18 protein-coding genes are annotated in these 25,310 nt (G+C 55.0%); 13 read left to right on the top strand and 5 right to left on the bottom strand.

The window, feature by feature from the left end:
• Positions 1–171 precede the first annotated feature (171 nt).
• The gene (locus KQX66_RS05360) at positions 172–6,606 is read left to right on the top strand and encodes a phosphodiester glycosidase family protein (RefSeq protein WP_216790664.1); all 6,435 of its coding nucleotides are present in this window, start codon (positions 172–174) and stop codon (positions 6,604–6,606) included.
• Between the two features lie 71 nt (positions 6,607–6,677).
• Here the strand turns inward: KQX66_RS05360 and motB are convergent, their stop codons facing one another.
• The 3 genes from motB to KQX66_RS05375 all read right to left on the bottom strand — a co-directional run bounded on the left by motB (position 6,678) and on the right by KQX66_RS05375 (position 9,884).
• Positions 6,678–7,511, bottom strand: a complete 834-nt coding sequence (gene motB / locus KQX66_RS05365; RefSeq protein WP_216790666.1) for a flagellar motor protein MotB — start codon at positions 7,509–7,511, stop codon at positions 6,678–6,680.
• Positions 7,504–8,295: a flagellar motor stator protein MotA gene (gene motA, locus KQX66_RS05370; protein ID WP_216790669.1), complete on the bottom strand. Its 792-nt coding sequence runs from the start codon at positions 8,293–8,295 to the stop codon at positions 7,504–7,506. Before motA ends, motB begins: the two co-directional genes overlap by 8 nt.
• Before the next feature lie 209 nt (positions 8,296–8,504).
• Positions 8,505–9,884, bottom strand: coding sequence for an MFS transporter (locus tag KQX66_RS05375; RefSeq protein WP_216790671.1), 1,380 nt, complete (start codon positions 9,882–9,884; stop codon positions 8,505–8,507).
• A gap of 191 nt (positions 9,885–10,075) precedes the next feature.
• Here KQX66_RS05375 and KQX66_RS05380 point away from each other — a divergent pair, with 191 nt between their 5' ends.
• Genes KQX66_RS05380 through KQX66_RS05390 form a run of 3 tightly spaced genes read left to right on the top strand, consistent with a single transcriptional unit; the run spans position 10,076 to position 11,727 of the window.
• A complete protein-coding gene (locus KQX66_RS05380; RefSeq protein WP_216790674.1) occupies positions 10,076–10,546 on the top strand; it encodes a MarR family winged helix-turn-helix transcriptional regulator in 471 nt (156 codons plus the stop codon).
• Between the two features lie 18 nt (positions 10,547–10,564).
• Complete coding sequence (locus tag KQX66_RS05385) at positions 10,565–10,996, top strand: immunity 22 family protein (RefSeq protein ID WP_216790676.1); 432 nt, start codon at positions 10,565–10,567, stop codon at positions 10,994–10,996.
• Between the two features lie 14 nt (positions 10,997–11,010).
• The gene (locus KQX66_RS05390) at positions 11,011–11,727 is read left to right on the top strand and encodes a DUF1963 domain-containing protein (RefSeq protein WP_216790679.1); all 717 of its coding nucleotides are present in this window, start codon (positions 11,011–11,013) and stop codon (positions 11,725–11,727) included.
• 71 nt (positions 11,728–11,798) lie between these two features.
• Here KQX66_RS05390 and KQX66_RS05395 read toward each other — a convergent pair whose 3' ends face one another.
• Positions 11,799–12,149 (bottom strand): helix-turn-helix domain-containing protein, encoded by a 351-nt coding sequence (locus KQX66_RS05395; protein WP_216790682.1) that lies wholly within the window; start codon positions 12,147–12,149, stop codon positions 11,799–11,801.
• A 249-nt stretch (positions 12,150–12,398) separates the two neighbouring features.
• On the opposite strand from KQX66_RS05395, the gene KQX66_RS05400 reads away from it, so the two are divergent.
• From KQX66_RS05400 to KQX66_RS05410, 3 genes are all read left to right on the top strand, one after another.
• Positions 12,399–12,830: a hypothetical protein gene (locus KQX66_RS05400; RefSeq protein ID WP_216790684.1), complete on the top strand. Its 432-nt coding sequence runs from the start codon at positions 12,399–12,401 to the stop codon at positions 12,828–12,830.
• A 152-nt stretch (positions 12,831–12,982) separates the two neighbouring features.
• Positions 12,983–14,800, top strand: coding sequence for a cache domain-containing sensor histidine kinase (locus tag KQX66_RS05405; RefSeq protein WP_216790686.1), 1,818 nt, complete (start codon positions 12,983–12,985; stop codon positions 14,798–14,800).
• Positions 14,793–16,382 (top strand): response regulator transcription factor, encoded by a 1,590-nt coding sequence (locus KQX66_RS05410; RefSeq protein ID WP_216790688.1) that lies wholly within the window; start codon positions 14,793–14,795, stop codon positions 16,380–16,382. The genes KQX66_RS05405 and KQX66_RS05410 overlap by 8 nt, the downstream gene beginning before the upstream one ends.
• 53 nt (positions 16,383–16,435) lie before the next feature.
• Here the strand turns inward: KQX66_RS05410 and KQX66_RS05415 are convergent, their stop codons facing one another.
• The gene (locus KQX66_RS05415) at positions 16,436–17,278 is read right to left on the bottom strand and encodes a LysR family transcriptional regulator (protein ID WP_216790690.1); all 843 of its coding nucleotides are present in this window, start codon (positions 17,276–17,278) and stop codon (positions 16,436–16,438) included.
• A 183-nt stretch (positions 17,279–17,461) separates the two neighbouring features.
• Between KQX66_RS05415 and KQX66_RS05420 the strand changes: the two genes are divergently transcribed.
• The 6 genes from KQX66_RS05420 (at position 17,462) to KQX66_RS05445 (ending at position 25,237) form a co-directional block, all read left to right on the top strand.
• A complete protein-coding gene (locus KQX66_RS05420; RefSeq protein WP_216790693.1) occupies positions 17,462–18,631 on the top strand; it encodes an MFS transporter in 1,170 nt (389 codons plus the stop codon).
• 466 nt (positions 18,632–19,097) lie between these two features.
• Positions 19,098–20,156 carry an ABC transporter substrate-binding protein gene (locus tag KQX66_RS05425; protein ID WP_216790695.1) on the top strand — a complete coding sequence of 353 codons (1,059 nt, stop codon included), beginning with the start codon at positions 19,098–19,100 and terminating at the stop codon, positions 20,154–20,156.
• An 84-nt stretch (positions 20,157–20,240) separates the two neighbouring features.
• Positions 20,241–21,341 carry an ABC transporter ATP-binding protein gene (locus KQX66_RS05430; RefSeq protein ID WP_216790698.1) on the top strand — a complete coding sequence of 367 codons (1,101 nt, stop codon included), beginning with the start codon at positions 20,241–20,243 and terminating at the stop codon, positions 21,339–21,341.
• On the top strand, positions 21,328–23,022 hold the full coding sequence (locus KQX66_RS05435) for an ABC transporter permease (RefSeq protein ID WP_216790700.1): 1,695 nt from the start codon (positions 21,328–21,330) through the stop codon (positions 23,020–23,022). Before KQX66_RS05430 ends, KQX66_RS05435 begins: the two co-directional genes overlap by 14 nt.
• Before the next feature lie 87 nt (positions 23,023–23,109).
• Entirely contained in the window at positions 23,110–24,333 is a 1,224-nt protein-coding gene (locus KQX66_RS05440) for an extracellular solute-binding protein (protein ID WP_216790703.1), read from the top strand.
• Positions 24,334–24,373: 40 nt separating this feature from the next.
• Positions 24,374–25,237 (top strand): protein phosphatase 2C domain-containing protein, encoded by an 864-nt coding sequence (locus tag KQX66_RS05445; protein ID WP_216790705.1) that lies wholly within the window; start codon positions 24,374–24,376, stop codon positions 25,235–25,237.
• The last annotated feature ends 73 nt before the right edge of the window (positions 25,238–25,310 follow it).

Raw genomic sequence — 25,310 nt, forward strand, 5'->3', positions numbered from 1 at the left:
AGAATGATTCCGCACGTTCCGCTATTTATTCACAGGACTTTTAAAGATTTCGTTAAGAAGAAAATCGGCTCAGAAACAATAAGATCGATTCATTACTTTTCCTGCCTTGCATATTATACTAGGACAGGTCGTTCAGGCGACTGGAATCCAGCGAGGAGGAAAAGAAACGAGATGAAACGAAAGACACGCAGTATGGCTTTATTGCTCAACATTTTTATCGTATTATCTTTGGTTTCTCCTTTGGGACAAGCTTTGGCGGCGGACAGTCCCCAGACGGCATTCGGACAAGTTCTGGATTCGCGTCAAATGGAACTTGGCCCGGGTGCGAAGTACACCTGGCAGGATATGAAGCTGCCGCAGGGCTTGGAGAAAATTCATTCTGTCGAATTTGATCCGAAAAATACAGCGCTCGACCTGCAGCCGGGCAAAACGTATGGAAAAGTGTACGGGATGCAGGGCGTAACCAAAATGGCCGACGATGCCGACGCCCCCGGGAACCGGGTCATTGCGGCTATCAACGGCGACTTTTATGACATGGCGACCGGCGTTCCGCTCGGTTTGTTTATGGGGGACGGCGAGATTCTGACCAGCCCGCCGGAGAAATGGAGCTGGCTTGCCTTCGGTCTCAAGAACGACGGCACAACGATTTACGGCTTGAGCCCGGATCTGACCCGGACGCTCACGATCGGGGGCAAGACGATCCCGATCTCCCACATCAACCGGATGCGGGAAAACAGCGAGGCGCTCATGCTGTACACCGCTTCCTTCCATACCTCCACGATGACGAACGATCTCGGCGACGAGATTGTGCTCGATGTGTTGGAAGGCGAAGTGAAGAGCGGCAAGAGCTTGAGGCTCAAAGTGGCCGAGATTCATAAGGATAAAGGAAATACGCCGTTGAAAGCCGGACAAGTCGTTTTGTCCGCATCGGGCAGCCATCGGGCCGAGCTGGCCGGACTGCAAATCGGCGACGAGGTCACCGCCAGCTTCGAGCTGGAAGACGATTGGAAAGACGTCAAGATGGCGATGGGCGGCGTCTTTATGCTGGTGAAGGACGGCGTGGCGCAAACCCACGATGACAAAGCCTTGTACCCTCGGGTCGGAATCGGTACCAAAGCCGACGGTTCGATCATCATGGTCGAAATCGACGGCAGAGCGCCCGGTTTTAGCGAAGGCGTGTCTTATGACGATCTCGCGAAGATCATGAAGGATATGGGCGCCGTGAACGCGCTTTGTCTGGACGGCGGCGGATCTGCGACGTTCGTAGCCAAGCTTCCGGGCGAAACGAAACGGCAAATTCTGAACCGGCCTTCCGACGGCTCGGAGCGCAAGACGGCCAACGGACTTCTGCTCGTGAATAAAGCGCCGGAAGGCGCGGCCGCCAAGCTGGTCGTGCAGCCGAACTTGGAGCGGGTACTGGTCGGCTCTTCCGTTACGTTCAAAGCGGCTGCCGTCGATGCGAACGGTCATCCGGCTTCATTCGGCGGAACGCCGGAGTGGAGCCTGAACGCTCCTCTCGGAACGATCGATACCACAGGGAAATTTACTGCGGGCAGCCAACCAGGGATGGTTGACATCACAGCGACCGCAGGCGGATTGACGGGCAAAGGGCAAGTGGAAGTTGTGAACGAGCTGACGGAGCTGAAGTTCTCCGACGCGGTGAAAACCTTCACATCCGGCGAAAAAGTCACGCTGAGCATCAGCGCTCTCCGCAACGGTCAACTCATTCGCGCGCAAAACAACAAGCTCGAATGGCGGGTAGAGGGACCGATCGGCAGCATTGATGCGGACGGCACGTTTACCGCGACAAATGCAACGGAGCAGAGCGGCAAAATTTTCGTGAAATACAACCATGTTGAAGCGTCGATGGACGTCAAGGTCGGACTTCCGCCGGTCGTGCTGGAGGATTTCGAGAATGGCACAGGCAAATATTTGACCGAATCCGGCGCACGTTACAAGACGATGAAGCTTAGCGAAGAAACGAATGAGGACTTCGTCCGTTTAGGGAATAAAGCGGCGAAGCTGGAGTACGATTTTACCGAAACGATCGGGACTTCCGGGGCTTATGTAACAGCGAAAGATCTGGAAAGCAATATTCAAATTCCGGGCTATCCGGAGAAAATCGGTCTGTGGGTGTATGGCGACGGCAAAAAGCATTGGCTGCGCGGACAAATCCGCGACGGTAACGGATCGGCCGTCGGCATTGATTACGTAGACCAGACGGTCGGCGTCGATTTTACGGGCTGGCGATACTTGGAGGCTGTCGTGCCGAAGGGGCGTCCGCTTCCGCTGCGCATGGATCAGCCTGTGCGTTACATGGAAACGAAAAACGACAACAAGACGGCAGGCGTCCTTTACATCGACCAGATCCGGGCGGTTTACGGGCCGACCAATGACGACATGGACCCGCCTGTGTTGAAAAACTTCAAGCCTGCGGAAGGCAGCACAGTCACGACGAATACGCCAAAAATCGAGGCGATTGGCGAAGATTACGGCTACGATCCGGTGAAGCATCCGGCAACGACGCTGATCGACCCGGACAAAATCCGCTTCTACGTCGACGGTGTCCTGGTGCAGCATACGTTGTATCCTCCAAAAGGACAAATTCACTATACGCCGAACGTGCCGTTGGCCGATGGGCTTCACTTGGCGAAGATTAAGATTAGAGACTTGTCCGGCAACGTGACGGAGAAGGAATGGACATTTACGGTAGATACGGGCTCATCGAAGATCGTCTATGACGCTCCGTCAACCGTTTATGCAGGAAATACGTACACCGTCGATATTAAAGCGCTGAAAGCGACGGATATTAAGGGCGGAACGATGGAATTCAGCTTCGATCCGGCGAAGGTTGATAGATTGCACGTGTTGAAAGGCGGCAAGCTGACGGAAAGCCAACTCGTCTCTACGGTAGACGAGGCCACAGGCGCCGTAAAATTGAATTTTAACGACATTTATACGGCAGGGTTGACCGATCAAGATCTGCTCGGCCAAATTCAATACCGGATAAAGCCTGATGCGAAGGATACGGTCAAAATTGCTTTTAAAACGGGAGCCATTACGTTTAAAGATAAAGGCGATACAAGCTTCGGCTTCTTCGGCTTGCCGGTGGAAGCGGCCATCAAGCATCATTTGCAGCTAAGCTGGGATGAGCACGGCGTCGTTCAAGGGATGCCTACCACGTTCAAGGTAGTCGGCGAGAACGGAACTCCGGTCGAAGGAGCGAAAGTAACCGTTGTTGGCGGTGCCGAGGCGGGTGTGACCGACGCTCACGGTACGCTAATTACTGGGGCTCTTACTTCCGAAGTGAAGGAGTACCCGCTTCAAGCGGTCAAGGGCGACTCCTATAGCCCAATTCTGAAATTTAAAGTATCAAAGCTGGCGGGCAGCCCGATTCCGAGCAACGTCAGCGTGACGATGGGAGCGGACACGACGACCTCCAAAGCCTTCACCTGGCATACGGACCCGGCTACGGGCGATACGGTAATCGAGGTCGTCAAGAAATCGGAGTTTACGGATTTCAGCGGATCAAACGTGAAACGGTTTACCGGCACCAGCTACTTGTTCAACACCACGGACACGGGAACTGTTCGAGTTCATAAGGCGATTGCAAACGGGTTGGAGCCGGGAACGCACTATGTGTTCCGTGTAGGCGACGGCCACGGCAACTACAGCTCGAACGGGTCGCTTCAGACTGCGGCAGCCACGGGCGAGCGTACGAAGTTCATTTTCCTGGCAGATTCGCAGGCATCGAACGAAGCAGGCTTCAAGCTGTGGGGAGATATTTTGAAAAAAGCGATGACGGATCATCCGGATACGGAGTTCGTCGTACAGGGCGGCGACTTGGTCGAGGACGGCTTTAAGGAAAACGAGTGGAATATGTGGTTCAATGCCGCTCAAGGCATCCTGATGCAAACGACCGTCGTGCCTGTCGTCGGCAACCATGAAGTGACCGGTACGCGGAAAACGGAAGATTACCTGGCTCACTTCAACCACCCGCAGAACGGGATCGACAGCCTCAAAGGAAGCAATTTCTCCTTTGATTACAAGAATGCCCATTTTGTGGTGCTGAACAGTGAATATGATTTTGAGCAGCAAAAAGAATGGATGCGCAAAGACTTGGCCGCTACGGACAAGAAGTGGAAGATCGTTGCTTTCCACCGCGGACCGTTCGGCAGTATGTACGATGAGAAGAATGCCCGTAACATTTGGACGCCGATTTTCGACGAGTTCCAAGTCGATCTGGTCATGAACGGTCATGATCATGTGTATGTACGGACATATCCGATGAAAGACAAGAAGCCGGTTGCCGATGGCGAAGGCACGACGTATATCGTCGGCGGGTCGTCAGGTCCGAAGTTTTACCAAGTATGGGCAAGAGATTGGCAGAAGGTGACGGACGGCGAGCAGGTGCAGATGTACGTCGCTGCCGAGATCGACGGGGACGAGATGAAATTCGTCGTCAAAACGATCAACGACCGTGTAGTGGATCAATTTAAGTTGGTCAAAATTCCGGCGCAGTCGGTTGTGATCGATAAAGCGCAGGTCAATCTGGCCGTAAACGAGAGTGTTCAATTAAATGCTGCCGTGCTGCCGGCCAATGCCAGCAACAAGAGCGTAACGTGGTCCGTTTATCGTTCTTCTACGGACAATGTTGTTAAGGTGACAGCAGACGGCTTGCTGACCGCACAGAATTTAGGCAGTGCTGTCGTTCGGGCGACCAGCGTATGGAGCAACGTGTACGCCGACAGCGTCATTACGGTGGACCGGCTGCCTCAGATTCGCGTGGAAGAAGTGCGGTTGGACCAAACGAGCGGCAAACTGAAAGCTGGACAAGAGCTTCAGTTGAAAGCTACGGTTCTTCCGTCGAATGTAACCCAATCTGTCTACTGGTCCGTATATGGCGATGCTTCGAAAGGGATTGCTACCGTCAACGGTAGTGGTCTGGTCAAGGCAGCTGCACCTGGAACCGCGACGATCCGCGTGATGAGTGCAGTGGATGCGACGAAATATGCGGACTTTCAGCTGACCGTAGAAGAAGCGGACAAGCCGACCAATCCGCCAGTGAGCGAGGTTTGGCTGAATCGCGAGGTTGCGGTGCTGAAAGTGGAAGAAACGCTGCAACTGTCTGCAAGAGTGTTGCCGGAGAACGTGCTTAACAAAAACGTCATCTGGTCGGTAGAAGGTCCGGCGGGAATCGCCAATGTCACCGACAAAGGTCTGGTTACCGCATTGAACCCGGGAACGGTATCCATTCGCGCGACCAGCCAGATGGACCCAACCAAGTACGCACAGCTGGAGCTGATTGTAAAAGAACGGGACGACGACTCAGACTCCGGAAGCTCCGGAGATTCCGGCACGCCGGTAACGTCGGGCAGCTCGGGCAATACCAATACGCAGCCTCCAGCTACGAAGCCGGGCAAGGCTACGGTAACGCAAGGCAGCGTCTCCGTCGAGGCGAAGGTCGAAGCGGGAACCGCGAAGGTCGAGATTCGTGCGGAAGATTTGGAGCTTGCGCAGAAGGAAGCAAAGTTGGATTCCGACGGCGCTAAAGTGGTCCGTGTCGAGGTGAAAGGCGCTCAAAACGCGAACCACGTGGAAGTGTCGCTGCCTAAGAAATCGGTAACGAAAACGAGGCTGGACAACAAGTTTGAGATCGTGACGCCTATCGGCAGCGTGACCGTGCCTTCGGACTTCCTGAAGGACAAGAACGTAGCGGATACCGACTTCGTAAGCTTGGTGATCAGCAAGGAGGCCCCGTCTTCCCTAAGCGAAGAGGCGCGGAAAGAAGTTGGCAGCCGCCCGATCATCAATTTGGAGGTTAGAGAAAAAGGGGCATTCCGCGCATGGAACAACCCGGATACGGTCGTACGGATTGCCATTCCGTATAAACCGACAGCGAAGGAGCTGGAGAATCCGGGCAAGATTGTCATCCGCTATCTCGATGCGGCGGGGCGTATTCTTTCGGTGCCGAGCGGCATCTACGATCCGGCAGCAGGAACGGTGCGGTTTGAAGTGAAGCATTTTAGCAAATATGCCGTAGCGTTTGTTGACAAGACGTTTGCCGATATTGCGGCTTATGCGTGGGCTAAACCATCGATCGAGGCTTTAGCGGCGCGCGACATCATCCAAGGCATGGATGCGGACACGTACGCCCCGGCGCTGAATATTACGCGAGCGGACTTTGTCGCGATGCTCGTTCGAACGCTGGAGTTGAAAGCATCGGTGACCGGAAACTTCACAGACGTGAACAGCGGCGATTATTATTACGAAGCGTTGGGCACGGCCAAAGAACTGAAAATCATTGAAGGAACCGGCGACGGGATCTTTCATCCGAAAGAAAAAATCTCGCGTCAGGATATGTTTACGATCATGGCAAGAGCGCTGAACACGGTCAGAAACATGAACATGACCGCAAGCGCCGAGGCGTTAGCCGGTTTCGCGGATCGTGCGAAGGTCGCAGCCTATGCGGCGGACAGTCTGGCCGGGATGGTCAAGGAAGGTCTGATCCAAGGCGACGGTCAGGCGCTGAATCCGGAAGGTAACGCTACGAGAGCGGAAGTCGCCGTGTTCATGTACCGCATCTTGAACAAGATCTACAAGTAATCGGAAATCGAAAAAGAGCCCGATCCGTACGCCGACAGCGTGCGGATCGGGCTCTTCTCTTTTCAACTGGGCTACGGCTGTTTCGCAGCAGCGTCAATCATTTGCGGCGGCTTCACGCTGCGCAGAATGCTGACTTCGACGCGGCGGTTTTTTGCACGGCCGGCTTCGGTATCGTTCGTATCGATCGGATGGTACTCGCCGTATCCGATAGAGCGGAAGCGCTCCGGACCGATTTTATCGTTTTCGAGCAAAATTTTCATGAAATTTAAAGCCCGCTTGGCGCTTAAATCCCAGTTGGTTTCGAATGCCGCGGTTCGAATCGGCACGTTATCCGTATGGCCGGCGACCTCGATCCGATAATCCGGATATTGGGCGAGCATCTCGGAGATCGTGCCCGCAAGCTGCTTCGCCTCCGGCTTGACCGTGGCTGATCCGGACGAGAACAAGGCGTTGTCGCGAATCGTGAGCATCAGGAGATCTTCGGTCAGCTTCGTTTCCAATTGGGTGGACAATTGGTTTTCGGCGATGTACTTGTCCAATTTTTCTTTCAGCTGCTGGAGGTCAACCTGCTCCTTTGCCATTTGGCTGTTAAGCTGTTCCTGCTGCTTCTGCTGTTGTCCCGAAGTGTTCGGCGTCGCCGGATTAGTCGGCTGATCGTACTTCTTTTGGTCAATGTTCGGTTCCGTCGTCAGCGGAATGAGATTCGAGAAGTTAAACTGTCCTATCCCGCCGGTAAAGGCGGAGTTGAACGACTGCATGATGGTCTGGTATTTCTTCTGGTCCGTCTGGCTGGCGGCGAACAAAATAATGAACAGCGCAAGAAGCAGCGTCAGCAGGTCGGCGTAAGGAATCAGCCACGATTCGTCAACGTGTTCTTCGTGATGCTCTTGTCGTTTTTTACTCATCCGCTTTCACCGCATCGTCGTTATTTTTTTCCCGCTGGGACGTCGGAATGAAGACCATAAGCTTCTGTTGGACGGCAGTTGCGGAAATGCCGGTCTGAATGGAAAGCAATCCTTCTACCATCATTAGACGCAGCTCCACTTCTTTTTTCGACTTTTGCTTCAGCTTATTTGCGATAGGGTGCCATAACACGTACCCCGAAAAGATGCCAAGCAGCGTAGCGACGAAGGCGGCGGAGATCAAATGGCCGAGCGCCTCGATTTCGCTCAAGTTGCTGAGTGCCGCGATCAAACCGACAACCGCCCCGAGAACGCCGAGGGTCGGCGCGTAGGTACCGGCTTGCGTAAAAATTTGCGCGCCCGTCCGATGCCGCTCCTGCATCGTATGTATATCTTCCATTAATACGTCGTGAACGAATTCCTGATCGTTTCCGTCGATGATCATCCGCATCCCGTTGCGCAAGAACGGATCGGGGATTTCCTCCACCTTGCTTTCCATAGCCAGCAAGCCTTCGCGGCGGGTAATCGCTACCCAGTCCGTGAACATGTCGATCAGTTCCATCTTCGAGATCGTCTTTTGCTCGGTAAACACAATTTTCATTAATTTCGGAAACAATTTCATCTCTTCCAGGGAAAACCCGATAAAGAGCGCTGCTGCCGTTCCGACGAAAATGATGAGGATCGCCGCCGGATTGATTAGTGCGGACAGGCTTGCCCCCTTTAATACCATGCCCACCCCTACTGCGATAATTGCGAGAATAATGCCGATGATAGTTGATTTTTCCACGCGAGGAACACCTTCCGCTTCTGTTTATTCAGGCATGATATGCCAATTAGATGAGCAGTTCACTAGTTCGACATAAAATGACACAAATCCTGCTAAATCGACCTGGCGAAATTTAAATTTTTTTATGACCTGGGAAAAAGAAAGAGCCCCCCGTTTTCAACAAGAGAAAACGAGAGGCTCGTCGGGATATTGAAATAACAGATACGGCTTCATCCGGCGTTCGCGGCTTCTTCGACAGCGGGCAGCGGAACCGTTTTGCGGCTGGCGCGGACGTAGCTTAGGGAGACGAGCAGGGAAACGGCAGCGACCGCAGCCATGACCCAGAAGATGTTCCGGTAAGCGGCTTGCAGCGGGGCGGACGCCTGCCAGACGAGCGAAGCGCCGGTGAGCGCCACGCCGAGCGCGCCGCCGAAAAACTGCGTCAGCTGCGCCATGCCCATCCCGCCGCCGATCTCATGCTTTGCGAGAATGCGCGACATTTCGTTCGAGACGCTCGATCCGATGGCGGACACCGATACGCTCATCAGCATGTACGCTGCGGTGATGGCGTACAAGTACTGCGTGGAGAGCAGTGCAAAAACGAAAGTGGCGGCAAGCAGCGTCGCATGTCCGGCCAGGATGACCGGAGAATTACCCACCCGGTCGATCAGTCGGCCGATCCGGGGAGAGAGCAGCGCGGTCAGAATCGCTCCGGGGAAAATCAGGAATCCGGTGACGGCGGAGCTCTGCCCATACAGTCGGATGATCACGAGAGGCATGAGAAACAACGTGGCAAAATGAAGCACGTAAGCCACAAATCCCATCACCGTCAGGTTCATGTATGGCCGATTGCGCAGCAGCGAGGGCTGCAGGAAAGGCTGGTCGACCCGGTGAATTCGAATCCAGAAGGCAGCCAGCGACAGCAGTCCCAGCACCAGAGCCCACCAAGGATGCAGCGTCAGAAAGAGCAGCAGCCCGGTAACGCCGACACCAATGAAGAGAGCGCCCCATCCGTCGAATTGAATGCGGGAATACGGCTGCTTGGGCAGATTGCGGTAAAATACAGGGATCGTCAGCAGCACCAAGGCCGTCACGACGAACAGCGAGTTCCAGCTGAAATACTGCGTCATCGCGCCCCCGACGATTGGACCGAGGCCGAAGCCGAACGACGCCGCGGAAATAATGACGGACATCGATTTGCCTCTGCGCTCCAGCGGGATATACCGGGTAACGAGAACGATCCCGAGTCCGGGCGCGGATGCTGCTCCGATCGCCTGGAGCAGGCGGGCGGCCAGCACGCCGTAGAAATTGTGCGCCAGCAGGCCGACGACGGAGGCGATGCCGAGCAGTACAAGGCCGATCATCAGCAGCGTCCGAATCGGGACGAAGTCGGTCAAACGGCTGTACGTGATGGACGAAATAGCGAACAGGATCGAGTAGCCGGTGACGATCCACGAAGCGGCTGTCGCGGTCAGCCCCAAATCATGGGCAACGGTCGGCAGCGCAACGTTGAACATGGTCGTGTTCATGACGACCAGCAGGACGGTGAGCCCCCATAGGGGGATAATTAACGATTCCCGAAACGATGGATTTGCGGCTTCAGGCTTCATAACAAATGGCAGCCTCCTTATGATAAATGGAAGTGAATACTTTTCCGATAATACTATTCTAGAAATAGTATTTGTGCTAAAATATATATCACACGCCCGGATGTTGTCAACGGGGTCTTTGTTAAATTTTTCTTTTGCCTTAGGTATAGTGTAGTATGGAAGGAAAAGAACGATGTTAAGGTGGGTCGCTTATGCCTTCGAATTCCATGAATACGTTGTGGCACAGTCTTCTGGATATGAACCGCAAGCTGAACCAGACGCTGTGTCTGCTTAGCTCGGCGGAGGAGGTTCCTCCGTCCGCGGTGGCGCTGATCTTCAAGCTGGAGCATAAGGAATCGATGAAAATCAACAAAATTGCCGAGGTTCTGGGCATTACTATCGGCGCAGCCTCCAATCTCATTGATAAGCTGGAAGAAAAGCAATGGGTGGAACGGGTGCGTTCCGAAGAGGACCGGCGCATTATGAATGTCCAACTGACGGATCAGGGGAAGGAGCAATTGCTTCGCTGGAGGCAGCAGTTTTCCGAGCACGCGGATGTTATTTTTGCACAGGTGCCCCAGGAGGGCCTGGACGATTTAAGCGAGCGGATCAATCGTTTAAGCCAGTACTTAAGCGATTACAACCGCCGCTTGGAGAGCGGGCGTTCCCGCAAGGACGGCTAACGGGAGGGGTAACATCGGATGAAGCATGTCGTGGCGATCTGGGGCGTGAATTGTCGCTCGGAAGAGGAGCTTGCCGCTTTCGTCGAACTGGAATATACGGAGGATGGGGATGTTACCCCGTCCGAATTCATGAGCGGCACCGGGTTGTCTTGGATCGATGAGGACTTTATGGAGGTTCATCTGCTGCCGGACGGGGAGAGCCGCGAGGCGTTCGTGCAATATTTGAAGCAGGACTATGCCTCTGATCCGGACCGGTTTGCGCCGCAGGTTCCGGATTCGCTCGGCGAGAGCATAGCGCCGTATTCTTCGGTGATCGTGCTCTATGGCAACGATTCGCGGTACGGTTCCATTAACGAAGTGTTGTTTTCGTTGGCCGAGAGCGGCTCTGAGGTCGGGCAGCAGCCTGTCGCGCTTATCGCGAAAATCGTTTACGAAACGGAAGAGAGGTAGCGGGGGATTAGGAGATGAACGAAACCGTGGTGGAGTCGATCGAAAAAATTAAAAGCCGACTGAAACGGCCGGCCGTCGTGTTCGAAATCGGCGGCTTTCGCCCGCCGGATGACCCGCTTGCACCCTGGTTCGGCAAGGTAACGGTCGCCGCGCGCGACGAAAGGTGGCCGGCGCTTTCGGACGGAACGCCAATGTGGGCTTTGGGCCAAGTGAACTTGTCTGCACTCGATTGCGTTCCCGAGGCGCTTAAGGATGTTGCGTTTCTCACGATCTTTTTCGGGCCCAAGCATCCGCAGCAGGAAGACCCGAACGGAACGAACTGGCTGATCCGCACCTATGCATCGTTGGAAGAGCTGGCGCCGTTAGAGCAGAGGAAGACGAGCTCGCATTTGAAGCCGTTTCCGATGCGGCCGGGCGAGCCGGTGGAAGACTATCCCGTCTGGGATGGGGGAGACATTCCGGAGGACATTTCGGATTTGATCCTGCAGCTGGAAGACGAAGGCAAGATCGAGGATTACCATGATCTGATCGAACTGCATGGCGGCTTTAAAATTGGAGGCCACCCTTGCTTTATCCAGCCCGGCACGTCGGTTGGCGAGTCGTTCGAGTTCGTGCTTCAGATCGATTCGACGGAAAAAGGCAACCTCATGTGGGGACACGACTCTGGCTGCGCCTACTTTTTCCGGGACCCGCGAACGAACGAATGGCGTATGACCTGGGACTGTTATTGAGCAGCCGCGGGATGCAGAAACATACACAAAAATAGCCTGATCCTATGCCATGGAAAGATGGGTAGGACAGGCTATTTATGCATATTGGAATGGTTCCATTTTGTCTTATACTTGCGGAGTAGAAGCAGGTTTTCTTTCAAATACTCGGCTTCTTCGTCCGTCAAAATTTCCTTCTCTTCGCCGAAAAAAACAACATTTTTATATTCGTTGGTTGGCACAGCGGCGTTGTTCGTCCGACCAAGCAAGTCATCCAAACTCACTTCAAAATAGTCGGCTAACGTAACGAGCGTTTGGAAATCAGGTTCTCTGGTGCCTTGTTCATAATTGGCTAACTGAGCCCGGGTGAACTGTAACCGATCTGCTAGATCGTATTGGCTGATTCCCTTTTTGTTTCGCAGTTCCGCTAATCTTTTTCCGAACAAGCAGAGCACCCCCTCGCTTCATTATAGGAAACTGTAAAATTCCAAACCATAAAGGACACAATAAGTTTCCTTATGCTTGACAATCTTGTGGATAAGTATGTATATTTTGAATAATAAGACACAAAATGAGTCTTTATTCGGTATTTATGCATAGAACTGGAGGGCTTCAAATGAAAATAAAGCGTCCCATTTATTTCAATAATGCTTGAAACAAATTCGCACAATAGGCATGAAAAGTCGCAACAGTTGATGGAACTGGCTTTACTTTTCTTTCAACGTGGATTGTACTGGCAAAGCGTTTTACTTGCCGATGAGGCTTTAAAAACCATGCTTCAAGCAGTATACATAAAAATAAACGGAACCTTCCCCTCATCGCAGCTTTCAGTCGGGGGCCTGATCCAAGATGTCCGGTCCTATGTTAAGCTTGACTTAGATTCAGAATTGTTTTTAATCAATGTTCATTTATTCTTTTGTTCTGAATATGATCGGTCTGCTTATTTACCAGCTATGGAATCGGTCTCGAAGGTGCTGGTTAAAGCCGATGCTATTTTGTATCGCATGTCGTTAATGACAGCAGAAGAGTGTGAGGGCGGATATCGCTTTGTTTTTCAACTTCCGTGCCTGCCTTGCCGCATATCGAGGGTTCTCCCTAAAAAGTCTCTCTTCTACGTCAGACCTTAGCCTCGCAACCGCAGATTTAGCCTATTGTATAGTGACTGCATCCCCGTCATCCCCTGGCATCCTCCATTTTCCAGTAGGCCTTAGGGCTAGTAACCGGTTTCAACTTGTGCCATAATTACTAGCAAACGATTGTTCGGGGGGGCCTGGGGGACATGGCGGATTGGATACGCAAGCTTAAGAACAACCTGCTGGGCACCAGCCTGCAAACCAAGCTGCTTTTGGCGGTATTGCCGCTTGCCATTATTCCGCTCGCTGTTTTGGGAACGTTTTCATATCATAAATCGGCGCAGGTCGTACAGCAGCAAGTATGCCAGACCATTCTGGAAAGCTTGTCGCAGGTGAATTACAGCTTGGACTATTTTGTAAAAGATATCGAGCAGCTCACGATGTATATCTACAGCAGCCGCGACATTCAGGACGTGCTGTCCAAGCCGGCGGACCGCCCGCTCGCGGAGAAGCACCGGGACAAGCAGCGGGTAGGCGAGGTGCTGGACACGTTTCTCGGATTCAAAAATTGGGATATTTCCATTTATTTGCTTGGGGAAAACGGGGACCGTTATTTTACCGGCGATCTGCTGCCCGGGGCTTACGACGATTACAACGCCTCCTGGGGACTTTTCCGGAAAATGAGGCTTGCGGGCGGCAATGTTGTCTGGGATACGCATTACAGCATGAAGAAGACGGACGATTTCGGCATCGTGCTCAGCAGCGGTCGGCTCTTGAAGCGCATCGATACGAACGCGCCGCTGGGCTATCTGGTCGTGGACATGATGGAAAATGCGCTCGCGGACAAGTACAAAAAAGCCCATTTGCAGCCGGGCGGGCAGATGCTGCTGCTGGACCGCAACGGTTATATCATCTCCAGCACGCCGTCCAAGCACAAGGTCGGGACGAAGCTGGAGGAGCCTTTTGTGGACCGGGTGCTTGCGGGCGGCAAAGGCTTTTTCGAGCAGGCCGGCGAAGGGACGCCGCCCGTCATGGTCGTGTACGATACGTCGGAGGTAACCGGCTTCAAGCTGGTGAACGTGCTGCCGGTAGCGGCGCTGACGCGGGAGAGCAGCAGCATCCGCAATTTGACCCTGCTGGTCATTGCCGTCGGCGCAGCCGTTTCGTGCGTGCTGGCCTACTTGCTGTCCGTGAACATCACCCATCCGCTGCGCAAGCTGAAGTCGTTGATGCGTACGGTAGAAACGGGCAATCTGGACGTCGCCTTTCCGACGAAGTACAAGGATGAGGTCGGGCAGCTCGGCCGCAGCTTCAATGCGATGGTGCAGCGCATCAAGCAACTGATCGACGAAGTGTACAAAAAGCAGCTCATGCTCCAGGAAGCGGAGATCCGGGCGATTCAGGCGCAGTTCAATCCGCATTTTCTGTACAATGCGCTCGATTCCATCAACTGGATGGCCCGCATTCATAAGCTCGATCATATCAGCCGGACGGTCGTCTCGCTCGGCGAGCTGCTCCGGTTCAGCATCCGCAAAGGGCAAGCGCTCATTCCCGTACGCGAGGACATGCAGCAAATCCGCAATTTTCTTACGATCCAGCAGATGCGCTACGGGGACAAGCTGGAGGTGCATATCGAGCTGGAAGAAGAGGTCGAGCGGCTTTACACACTGAAGCTGATACTGCAGCCGATTGTGGAAAATGCGATCACGCACGGGCTCGAGATGAAGCGGGGACCGGGGCACCTTTGGATTACCGGCAAGGTGCTGGGGGAGCGGGTCCGTTTTGAAGTGCGCGACGACGGCGTCGGCATCCCGCAGGAGAAGCTCGAACGCATCACGTCGGGACAGTTTGTATCGGCCGACGAGCGGAAGACGGGGATCGGCCTGGAAAATGTAAAAAAGCGGCTGCAGCTCTACTTCGGAGACCGCTATGTTCTGAGGCTTAGCAGCCAGCCGCAGCAGGGGACGATAACGACGATCGAGATTCCGATCATTCGGACGCCGGGGGAGGATACGCATGTATAAGGTGCTCATCGTGGAAGACGAATGGCTCGTTCGGGAAGGGCTTAAGCATACGATCGACTGGGAAGACGTCGGCTGCCGCATCATGGGCGAAGCGTCCGACGGCGAAATGGCGCTCCGGCTGATGGAAGAGGAGACGCCGGATATCGTGCTGACGGATATCCGGATGCCGGAGATGGACGGCATTCAGCTCGCCAAGGAAATTGCGTCCCGGTATCCGGGGATGAAGGTTGTATTTTTGACCGGCTTTGACGAATTCGCGTACGCCCAGCAGGCGCTCAAGCTGGGAGCCGCGGATTACGTGCTGAAGCCGACGAATCCGGACGAACTGACGCAGCTGATGGGACGCATGGCGGCCAAGCTGGACGAAGAGCGGCGGCGGCGGACGGAGCGGGAGCGCATGGAGCACAAGCTGGCGTTCGGCCAGCCGCTGATCGTCGAGAAGATGCTGTACGACTTGATGCTGGACCATGCGGGAGCGATGGAGCAGGAGCTGTTTCTGGAATATGCCGCCGAGCAGGGAGAGGTATTGGACGCGTTCCGCATTGCCCTGCTCTATGCGGAGCCGTCTCCGGGAGAATCCGCGCCGCCGGGCGAGCTGTACCGGAGCGTCGCGGCCTGGAGCTCCGGGCTATCGTCGTATCCGCTCGTGCGCATGAACGATGCCAAATATGCGCTGCTGCTGGACCGGGAGACGGAGCGCGCCGAGCTGCACCGGCTGCTGGACTTGGCCCGTTTCAGCGTGTCGCAAGCGACGCAGCGGCAACTGGTGCTTGGGGTCAGCGGGCGCCACAACCGGCTGGATCAGATTCCGGCCGCGTTCCAGCAAGCGACGCACGCCTTGGTGACGTCGTTCTTCTGGGGCGGGGAGCGTATCGCCTGGTTCGAAGATACGGAGCGGCTCGCGGCGGAGGTGCCGGCGCTGCCCGGCTTGACGGAGGAGCTGATCGAGGCGGTCAAGTGGGGAACGGAAGCGTCCATCCGGGCGAAAAGCCAGGCTTGCTTCACATGGATCGTGCAGCAGCACCCGACGAACGAGCTGGAGGCGAGAAAGGCGTTTTTCGGCTGGATCGTATCGCTCTACACCATGCTGCTTCACGAGGACGAGCTGCGGCTCATCGTGCAGGATTCCGCCCTTCTGTTGACCTCTCTGGAACGGACCGTCCGGCTGGAAGACGGGCTGGAGCGGCTGAACGGGATGCTGCTTTCCTGGAGCGTACGCTATCAGGAACAAACGAAGCCGCAGTCAAGGAGCGGGTTCGAGGAGATCGAGGACTACATCGGGCGGCATTATGCCGAAGACATCACGCTCCAGAGCATCGCGGAGCGCTGCAATATGAGCGAGAGCTACTTCAGCCGTTTGTTCAAGAAGCAGGTTGGCACGAGCTTCGTCGATTATTTGACCGCCTTGCGGATGCGCCGGGCGAAGGAGCTTCTCACGAACCCGCGGCTGAAAATATACGAGGTCGGGCTTCAGGTGGGCTATCAGGATTCGCGCTATTTCAGCCAAATTTTCCGCAAATATACCGGGGAGACGCCGACGGAATTCCGCAAGCGGCTCGGGATCCCGAACGTTCCGATTTGAATGTTTCGCTTGGCAGCGTGAGGCCGCCGGACGCCCATGTCCCGGCGGCCTCGTTAATCTGCCGACAACAAAAAGCCGGATAGCTGCGTTCCAAGCTTGCCGCTCTTCGCGGCCAAGGAGATGGATCTTTTAAAATCCGCAATCGGCAGAGCAAAAAGGTTAAGATGGCCTATGTTCTTGGCCACGATTTCAGGCACAATCGCAAATCCCATGCCGGCCATAACGTAGCCAAATATAAAATCTCCGAAGGATACCTCATTCACGATATGGGGCTTGTGCCCAAGCGCTTCCATCTGCGAATAAATATGGTTTCTTGTATCGCATGGAGCTTGATGGACAATGAGCGGCTCCCCGCACAGGTCGGACAGGGTTACGCTTGTTTCCGACCGAAAACGATGGTCAACCGAAAATACCGCATAATAGCATTCCGTAAGCAATTCGCAGTGCCACACCGAATCGTCGGTATACAAGGTATCCACCAACACGGAATCAAGTCTTCCTTCTTTCAACGATTGTAAAAGGTCCCCGGATGTGTTTTGAATCATTAACGTATGAGGGCGTTGCAAAGCTTTAATCCTCGAAGGCAGGTAATAAGTAGCCAGACTGGGAAGGCTTCCTAGTGCCAAGTGATCCGTTTGCCGATATTCTCGCAGCTCTCTGCGAATCGAAGCCAGATCGGAAATGACGGGAACAATTCTCGTATAGAAACGTTCGCCCGCTTCGGTAAGCTCGATTCCGCCGGACGTTCGATAGAACAAGGTCACATCCAGATCATGCTCCAGATTCCGAATGTGCTTGCTTAAGGCCGGTTGTGTAAGATTGAGCTCTTTTGACGCCTTGGAAAAGCTTTTCAACTTAGCCGCTTCGGCAAAACTGTGCAGCCACTCGGTATTCATCGATCTCTCCTCCTCCATAACGATTCGTTATATCCCTATAGCATAACGATTATTCTGTATGCGTTGAAGTTGTGGTACCTTTTATAGTGATCCGATCTTCTTTATCATAACATAACGTTATAGGGTTCCGTCTACGGCAATCCAATCCACATCACAGATCGGCGCTATAAAAGGAGGATAATAATGAACAAGGTTCTGCTTCTTACCATAGGCATGTTTGCTCTTGGATTTGACGCTTACGTGGTCGCAGGCTTGCTGCCCGATATTGGCGCGACGTTTCACAAAAGCGATTCCCAGGCGGGGCAAGCCGTGAGCGCTTTTACTTTATGCTACGCGCTGGCCGCTCCCATCTTTGCGACGCTGTTGGCGGGAAAATCCATTCGGAAGAGCTTGATTTTTGCGCTTGCCGTATTCTCGGTTGGAAATGCAGCTAGCGCTCTCGCTCCTAATTTTTCGCTGCTGCTTATCGCGCGGGCCGTGGCAGGGATCGGCGCCGGTCTGTTTTCCCCTCTGGCTTCGGTTGCGGCGGCCTCTCTGGCATCCGCGCAAAAACGCGGCCGGGCGCTCGGGATGATTCTGGGAGGAATGAGTACTGGGACGGTGGTAGGCGTTCCCATCGGATTATACGCTGCCGGGAAAATCGGATGGCAGGGAACGCTTTGGCTCATTACGGTCATTGGTCTTGGCGCCATGGTGGGGATTCTATTGTTTTTTCCGAACTTTTTGGCTGCGGCTCCGCCGTCTCTGCGCCAGCGCGCGGCGATGCTGACCGATAAAAAGGTATTGGCGATTGTCGGAATCACCTTTCTGGCCAGTATTGCGAGCCTAGGTCTTTACACGTATATCTCTTCCATCCTATACCAGCTTGACGGGATTGCCAATGCCGCTCCCTATCTGTGGGCTTGGGGGATAGGCGGGGTTGCTGGAAGCTTTACCATAGGATTTCTGATCGACCGAACGGGCCATCCGGCGCGGCTCATGGCTGTGCTCCTGTCCATCTTGGCGTTAGCCATGTTCGGCATCCCCTTCGCGCTTAATATCCCGGCACTGGGCTTTCTGCCATTTCTCTTGTGGGGAGCGGCCGCATGGGCTTCGTTAGCCCCGCAGCAGCATGCCTTGCTGCTTGCACAGCGCGAGCACGCTGAAGCGGTTGTCGCCTTAAACAGCTCGGCCAACTATTTAGGGAGCGCCGTAGGCTCATTTGCCGGAGGCGTTGCTCTGTTCGCGGGTTTTCGACCGTCCTTTCTTCCTTTTGCCGCGGGGAGTGTGATCTTGCTGGCCGTTCTCGGCCAATTAAGTATAATCGCGTCCGCACGTGCAGACGCGGCCAAGTCTACCCCTGCGCACCGATAAACCGTCCATATTTATGGACGCAGAGTTTCGAGAAAGTGGTCTCCCCTAATACAGAAGAACATACGGAGGTGGGGTATGCACTGGAGGAGCGATAGCGTTCGCCTTTGTCCGCGGGAAATATCCACTGCGAAGCGGATTCAAATCAAAATTTCCTGCGGACAAGAGCGACCGGAAGTGGATACCCCACCCCCTCGCTAACCTCTATCATCCCATTTCTCGACAAGCTAACCGTCCATACCCATGGACGGTTTTTCTGCCTTCCCACAAAATTAGTGCAAAAAATTAAACAAAGAAGAAATTTCACCGCATTGAGAGCGTTTACTTTAGCGATTATAGTTAATAACAAGAACAAGAAATCCGGCGGGACACATCAAGCGAAGCAGACGAAAGCGCTTTTTTACGAAAGCAAGGTCCCGTTGTCCCGGATTTCAATCCACAATAAATATAAAACGGAGGGGTTCTACAGATGAAAAAAGCGTTTACGGGCATTCTCGCCTCGCTGCTTCTGGTTACGACGCTGGCCGGCTGCGGCACGGAGCAGGCGGCACCGCAAAACACCGCATCCGGAGATGCGGGCACGAAAAACGAAGCGAAAAAAGGAGGCAAGCTGACGCTGTACTCGCCTAACGCCGCCGAAGTGAATAACCCGATCATCAAGGAATTCCAGGACCGCACGGGCATCGAGGTGCAGTTGATCTCCGGAGGCACGGGCGACCTGCTGAAGCGGGTGCAGGCAGAAGCGGTTTCCCCGCAGGGCGACGTATTCTGGGCCGGCGGCGCCGATTCGCTGGAGGCGTACAAGAAATTTTTCGAGCCTTACAAAACGAAAGAAAACGACAATCTGCTGCCGGAGTACATCGACAAAAATGGCGTATGGACGCCGTTCGCCGCGCTGCCGATGGTCATCATGTACAACAAGGAGCTCGTGAAAGCGGGCGAAGAGCCGAAGAGCTGGAACGATCTGCTCGATCCGAAGTGGAAGGGCAAAATCGCTTACGCCGACCCGGCCAAATCCGGTTCGTCGTATACGCAGCTTGTGACGATGCTGACCGCTTTCGGCAAGGACGACAAGGGCTGGGACTTCGTCAAGAAGTTCGTGAAAAACCTGGACGGCAAAGTGCTGTCGGGCTCGGGCCTCGTGTATAAAGGCGTTGCGGACAAAGAGTTCGCCATCGGCATCACCCTGGAGGAAGCAGCGCTTCGCTACGTGGAAGGCGGAGCCAAGGTAGGCATCGTGTACCCGTCCGAAGGCACGTCCGCCGTACCGGACGGCGCGGCGATCATCAAGGGCGCGCCGAACATGGAACAAGCCAAGCAGTTCATCGATTTCCTCGTCGGCAAAGACGTGCAATCTCTGATTCAAAAAGAATTCAAGCGCCGCTCCGTCCGCAAAGACGCCGAACCGATCCAGGGCATCGTCCAAACGAAGGATATCAAGCTGGTCAACTATGACTTCGACTTCGCCGCGAGCAAGAAGGACGACAATATCAAACACTTCTCCAAAATTATAACCGGCGCGGAATAACGCAGTCCGCCCAGGTTCCACGGGTGCCTTTGACGATCGTCCGACGAGGCGCCCTTTTTTTCCAAAGAAACGGAGGCTCGATCCATGCAAAAGATCGTATTTGACCATGTCACCAAATATTTCGGCACGCACAAAGCGGTCAACGACGCTCATTTTACGATAAACGAAGGTGAGTTTTTCACCCTGCTCGGCCCGAGCGGCTGCGGCAAAACGACGCTGCTGCGCACGATCGCCGGCTTTTACCGCCAGGAGGAAGGCGGCATTTACTTCGGAGACAAGCTGATCAATGACGTGCCGACCCATCAGCGCAACATCGGGATGGTGTTCCAAAACTACGCGATTTTCCCGCATATGACCGTGTTCGAGAACGTATGCTACGGACTCAAGGCGCGCAGCGTCCCGAAAAAGGAAATGGAGCAGCGCGCGATGGAAGCGCTTGAAATGGTGCAGCTGACGCATCTGCGCGACCGCGTCCCATCGGACATGAGCGGCGGGCAGCAGCAGCGGATCGCGCTCGCCCGCGCGATTGTCATTCGTCCGGGGCTGCTGCTCATGGACGAGCCGTTGTCCAACCTGGACGCCAAGCTCCGGGTCAAGATGCGCTCCGACATCCGGCGGCTGCAAAAAGAGCTGAACATCACGACTATCTACGTGACCCACGACCAGGAAGAGGCGCTGGCCGTCTCCGACCGGATTGCCGTCATGAGCGAGGGCGTCATCCAGCAGATCGCATCTCCCGAAGACATCTACTCGTATCCCGCGAACAAGTTCGTGTCCAATTTTATCGGCACCTCGAATTTTATCGAAGGCCACTGCTCCGGCTATAACGAGGCGGCGCAGGAAGCGAGCCTGCGGTTGCTGGAGACGCAGTGGAGCCAGAAGCTGTCGAGACCGTACGAGGGAAAAGTATTGTTCTCGCTTCGTCCTGAACGGATTAGGCTGCGCGGCGAAGAGCCGGGGGAACGGCTGGTCCGGGGCACGATCGACAGCGTGACGTTTCTGGGCGAGAAGGTCAGCTATACGGTCCGGCTCTCCGATGACTCCGTCATCGAAATTCAGGAACATGCGATCGAGCCGCACCGGATGAGAAAAGCGCATCAAACCGTGTACGTCGATCTGCAGCTCGACAAGGCGACCTTATTCGACGAATCGGGCAAGGAGGTTTTGTACCGTGCAGCCTACTAATGCCGCCCCGGCGCTGCGGCCCAATCCGTTCAAACGCCTGCTTCAGCCCAAACAGTGGGATTTCTGGACTTGGGTAACGGTGATCGTGTACGTATTCCTGCTGGCGTTCATTTTGTACCCGCTCGTGTCGTTGTTTTGGAACAGCTTTTTCAATGACAAAGGGGATTTATCTCTAGAAAATTATGGTAATTTCTTGAAGCTAAAATATTACTACGGCTCGCTATGGAATAGCTTGAAGGTGTCGGCGCTGGCGACGGTGTTCGCGATTCTCGTCGGGGTTCCGCTTGCGTACGTGACGGCCCGATACAACGTCAAATTTAAAGGTCTGATCCAAATTCTCGTCATCATGTCGCTGCTGTCCCCGCCGTTCATCGGCGCTTATTCGTGGATCTTGATGCTTGGGAACAACGGCTTCATTACCCGGTTCCTCCAGGATATCGGGATTCCGTTCCAGTCGGTGTACGGCTGGAAGGGCATCGTGTTCGTGTTTACGCTGCAATTTTACCCGCATATTTACTTGTACGTGTCCGGCGCGCTCAAAACGATTGACACCTCGCTGGAGGAGGCCGCCGAGAGCTTGGGACGCGGTGCGTTCCACCGGCTGATGACCGTGACACTTCCGCTCATTTTCCCGACGCTGTCGGCCGGGGCGCTGATGGTGTTCATGGCTTCGTTCGCCGACTTCGGCACGCCGATGCTGCTGGGCCAAGGATTCAAGGTGCTGCCGATTCTGGCGTACGAGCAGTTCATCAGCGAGATGGGCGGCAATCCGGCGATGGCGAGCACGCTCAGCGTGATTCTGATCTTCTGCTCGACCGCGATTTTGTTCGTGCAGCGGTATTTCGTCTCGCGCAAAAATTATTCGATGACCGGCATGCGCACGCCGAAGGTGCAGCCGCTGAAGACGCTGCCGAAGTGGCTGCTCACCTTCGGGGCACTGCTGGTGGCCTGCATTTCGATCATTCCGCAGGCGACGGTTATCGTGACATCTTTCATTAAAACAAAAGGGCCCGTGTTTCACCCCGGCTTCAGCTTGAACAGCTATAAGGAAATTTTGTATCGGGTGCCGAAGGCGATCGCCCATACGTACAGCTTCTCGCTCATTTCCATCGTCATTATGATCGTGATGGGCATGCTGGTCGCTTACGTGCTCGTCCGCCGCAAATCGAAGATTACCGCAATGCTTGATGGCATCCTGATGATTCCTTACGTCATGCCGGGCACGGTGCTCGGGATCAGCTTGATTATCGCGTTCAACAAGCCGCCGGTCATTTTGACAGGGACGTGGGTCATTCTGGTGATCGCCTATGTGGTCCGCAAGCTGCCGTATACGATCCGCTCCAGCACTGCTATCCTGACTCAGCTCGATAAGAGCGTGGAAGAAGCGTCCATCAGCCTTGGCGTGCCGCCGATGAAGACGTTCTTCAAGACGACGGGACGGATGATGGCCCCGGGCGTCATGTCCGGAGCGATTCTGAGCTGGATTACAACGATCAACGAGCTGAGCTCGACGGTCGTGCTGTATACCGGGGCGACCGCAACCATTTCGGTCACGATCTACAGCGAAGTGTTCACGGCGAATTACGGCACCGGCGCGGCGCTTGCTTCGATCCTGTCCATCAGTACGCTAATCTCGCTGTTGATTGCCAGCAAGCTGAGCAAAAAAGGGCTCCAGTTGTAATGAGCGGGGGCCTGAATTCCGAAGGCATGTTCGTGATACAATGGAAGTAAGAAGCCGCTTGTATCAGGAACTGGAGGAATCACCATCATGAAGCTGCGCAATTGGCCGGTTCGGCTTGTCCTTGGATGCATCGCCGCAGGCGCTTTGGTTTACGGGTTAGCTCACGGAAAGCTGTCGGAGGACGAACCGAAGCCGCCGGCCCCTCTCGCGTCGCTGTCGATCTGGGTATACAGCAAAGGCTGGGAGGACGTGGTTCGCGCCTTCGGGCAAAGCAACCCTCATATCGATGTCCAAATCCGCTCGTTTCGTTCTTACGAACAGCTGTATACCGAGCTGCTCGCGTCGATCTCGGCCGGCGCGGCTCCGCAGCTTGCGGAAATCCATAGCTTCTACGGCATCGCCCAGCTTGCGGCTACAGGTGCGGTGCTGCCCGCGGGGAATGTGTTGACCGCCGGGAAACCGGCATTTCTTCCGGCCTTTTCGGCCGCGTTCCGGTATCGGGGCGAGGATTGGGCCGTCCCTGTGGGAGGCAGCGTGCCTGTGCTTTACTACCGGGAGGAGCCGTTCAAGCGGCTGGCCGGGCGCGCCCCGGCGTTAGGCACCTGGGAGGAGGTCCGGCAGACGCTGTCGCTCGCCAAGGAGCCTCCGGGGGAAGAGATGTCGAAGGGCTACGGCACGATGACCGTAGATAAAGAGCTGCCTTGGTATTTGGCGAGCCTGAGCTACGCCCCGAAGGAGTCCGGCGGACCTGCGGCGGAACGTATGCGAAGCGCGCTGGAGCTGTGGCGGAATTTGACGCACGAATCCAAGCTCATGAAGCCTTTGCAGCATGATAAGGCGGCAAGCGATTTTATTAACGGCAAGGCCGGCATGTACGTCGGCTCTTCCGATAAGCTGCCCACGATCGAACGCTACATCGGCGGGAAGTTCTCGTTCGATCTGGCGAAGCTGCCCGTCTGGAAGCAGGAGGCGCTTTTGCCCGGCGTGCACGGGCTTCTGGCATTGAAAAGCGACCCGGAGCGGCTGAAGGCCGCGCAAAGCTTCGTGCAGGAACTCACGGCTCCGGAGGCGCAGTCGGCCTTGTGGAATACGGTGGGACTGATTCCGGCACGCGCGGATGTGATCGGGAAGCTGGAGGAAGAGCCGGCTTTAAGCGAAAGGCTGAGGCGGATCTTGAGCTGGCTCCCTTCTTTAGCCGGCCGCGCGCCTCGGGACGACGATTACGAGCGGTGGAAACGGACGGAACGCATGCTGGAGCAGATCGAGCTGAACCCGCAAGAGGCGGTGGAGGACGTCGGAATGCTGTACTAAAGCCTTACCACTATAAGCAGAGGATCGGGTGGAGGAGACTATGAACATAAAAACGTTAACCCTGAAAGGAACCGCCGAATGGAACGAGGACGCGCTGGTCGTTAACCCGGGCGTATCGATGTACGGGGTGCTTGACGGAGCGACCTCTCTGCATCCGTTCCGCGGGCCTAACGGGGAAACCGGGGGATATTTGGCTTCCCGGACGATTCAGCAGTATTTGGAATCGCTGCAGGCGGAAGACTTGGCGGGCATCGATCTGAAGGAAGCGGTGGTCCAAGCGAATGTTCGTCTGAGGGGAAAAATGAAGGAAGCGGGCATCGATCTGACCGATCAGGCGGCGCTGTGGACCAGCGCGCTGGCGGTTGTCCGGGTTCACGACCGTTATATCGACTACGCGCAGGTAGGGGATTGCATGATCGCCGCCTCCTATGCCGACGGAACGATCCGCACCGTATCCCGCGACCAGGTCGCGCACATCGATTACGAGTCCAAGAAAATTTGGGAGGAAGGCCTCCGCACCGGCGTTCAGACCCGGGAAGAGCTATGGGAGCTGGTGAAGCCGCACATCCGCGGCAACAAATCGCGGATGAATACGTTAAGCGGCTACTCCGTGCTCAGCGGGCAGCCCGAGGCGAACGATTTTATCGAATACGGACGGATCAACCGCATCCAGCTGCAATCGATTCTGATCGTGAGCGACGGACTGTTCCCTCCGAAGACGAGCGCTCAGCCGCCAGCCGACGGCATCGGCGAACTCGTTACCCTCATCAAGGAAATGTCACTGGAAGGGTATGCGAAGTGGCTGATGAATTTGGAGGCGGAGGACAAGGAATGCCGCAAATATCCGCGGTTCAAAGTATCCGACGACAAAACGGCGGTCTTGATTCGCTTTGACGCCGAATAGCACATAGAAGACGGGTGATCCTCCGGGACCGCCCGTTTTTTTGTTGTCCGGTCTTTTTCATGAACGCAGCATC

This window comes from Paenibacillus oleatilyticus (assembly GCF_018998565.1).
GTDB lineage: Bacteria > Bacillota > Bacilli > Paenibacillales > NBRC-103111 > Paenibacillus_G > Paenibacillus_G oleatilyticus.

Bases quoted from the DNA above. Each gene is read 5' to 3' on its own strand.
- KQX66_RS05375 (WP_216790671.1), bottom strand. From the start codon at position 9,884: ATGAAGCCTGAAGCCGCAAATCCATCGTTTCGGGAATCGTTAATTATC.
- KQX66_RS05400 (WP_216790684.1), top strand. From the start codon at position 12,399: ATGGAACTGGCTTTACTTTTCTTTCAACGTGGATTGTACTGGCAAAGC.
- KQX66_RS05385 (WP_216790676.1), top strand. From the start codon at position 10,565: ATGAAGCATGTCGTGGCGATCTGGGGCGTGAATTGTCGCTCGGAAGAG.
- KQX66_RS05425 (WP_216790695.1), top strand. From the start codon at position 19,098: ATGAAAAAAGCGTTTACGGGCATTCTCGCCTCGCTGCTTCTGGTTACG.
- KQX66_RS05410 (WP_216790688.1), top strand. From the start codon at position 14,793: ATGTATAAGGTGCTCATCGTGGAAGACGAATGGCTCGTTCGGGAAGGG.
- KQX66_RS05405 (WP_216790686.1), top strand. From the start codon at position 12,983: ATGGCGGATTGGATACGCAAGCTTAAGAACAACCTGCTGGGCACCAGC.
- KQX66_RS05415 (WP_216790690.1), bottom strand. From the start codon at position 17,278: ATGAATACCGAGTGGCTGCACAGTTTTGCCGAAGCGGCTAAGTTGAAA.
- KQX66_RS05380 (WP_216790674.1), top strand. From the start codon at position 10,076: ATGCCTTCGAATTCCATGAATACGTTGTGGCACAGTCTTCTGGATATG.
- KQX66_RS05390 (WP_216790679.1), top strand. From the start codon at position 11,011: ATGAACGAAACCGTGGTGGAGTCGATCGAAAAAATTAAAAGCCGACTG.
- motB (WP_216790666.1), bottom strand. From the start codon at position 7,511: ATGAGTAAAAAACGACAAGAGCATCACGAAGAACACGTTGACGAATCG.
- KQX66_RS05360 (WP_216790664.1), top strand. From the start codon at position 172: ATGAAACGAAAGACACGCAGTATGGCTTTATTGCTCAACATTTTTATC.
- KQX66_RS05445 (WP_216790705.1), top strand. From the start codon at position 24,374: ATGAACATAAAAACGTTAACCCTGAAAGGAACCGCCGAATGGAACGAG.
- KQX66_RS05440 (WP_216790703.1), top strand. From the start codon at position 23,110: ATGAAGCTGCGCAATTGGCCGGTTCGGCTTGTCCTTGGATGCATCGCC.
- KQX66_RS05420 (WP_216790693.1), top strand. From the start codon at position 17,462: ATGAACAAGGTTCTGCTTCTTACCATAGGCATGTTTGCTCTTGGATTT.
- KQX66_RS05430 (WP_216790698.1), top strand. From the start codon at position 20,241: ATGCAAAAGATCGTATTTGACCATGTCACCAAATATTTCGGCACGCAC.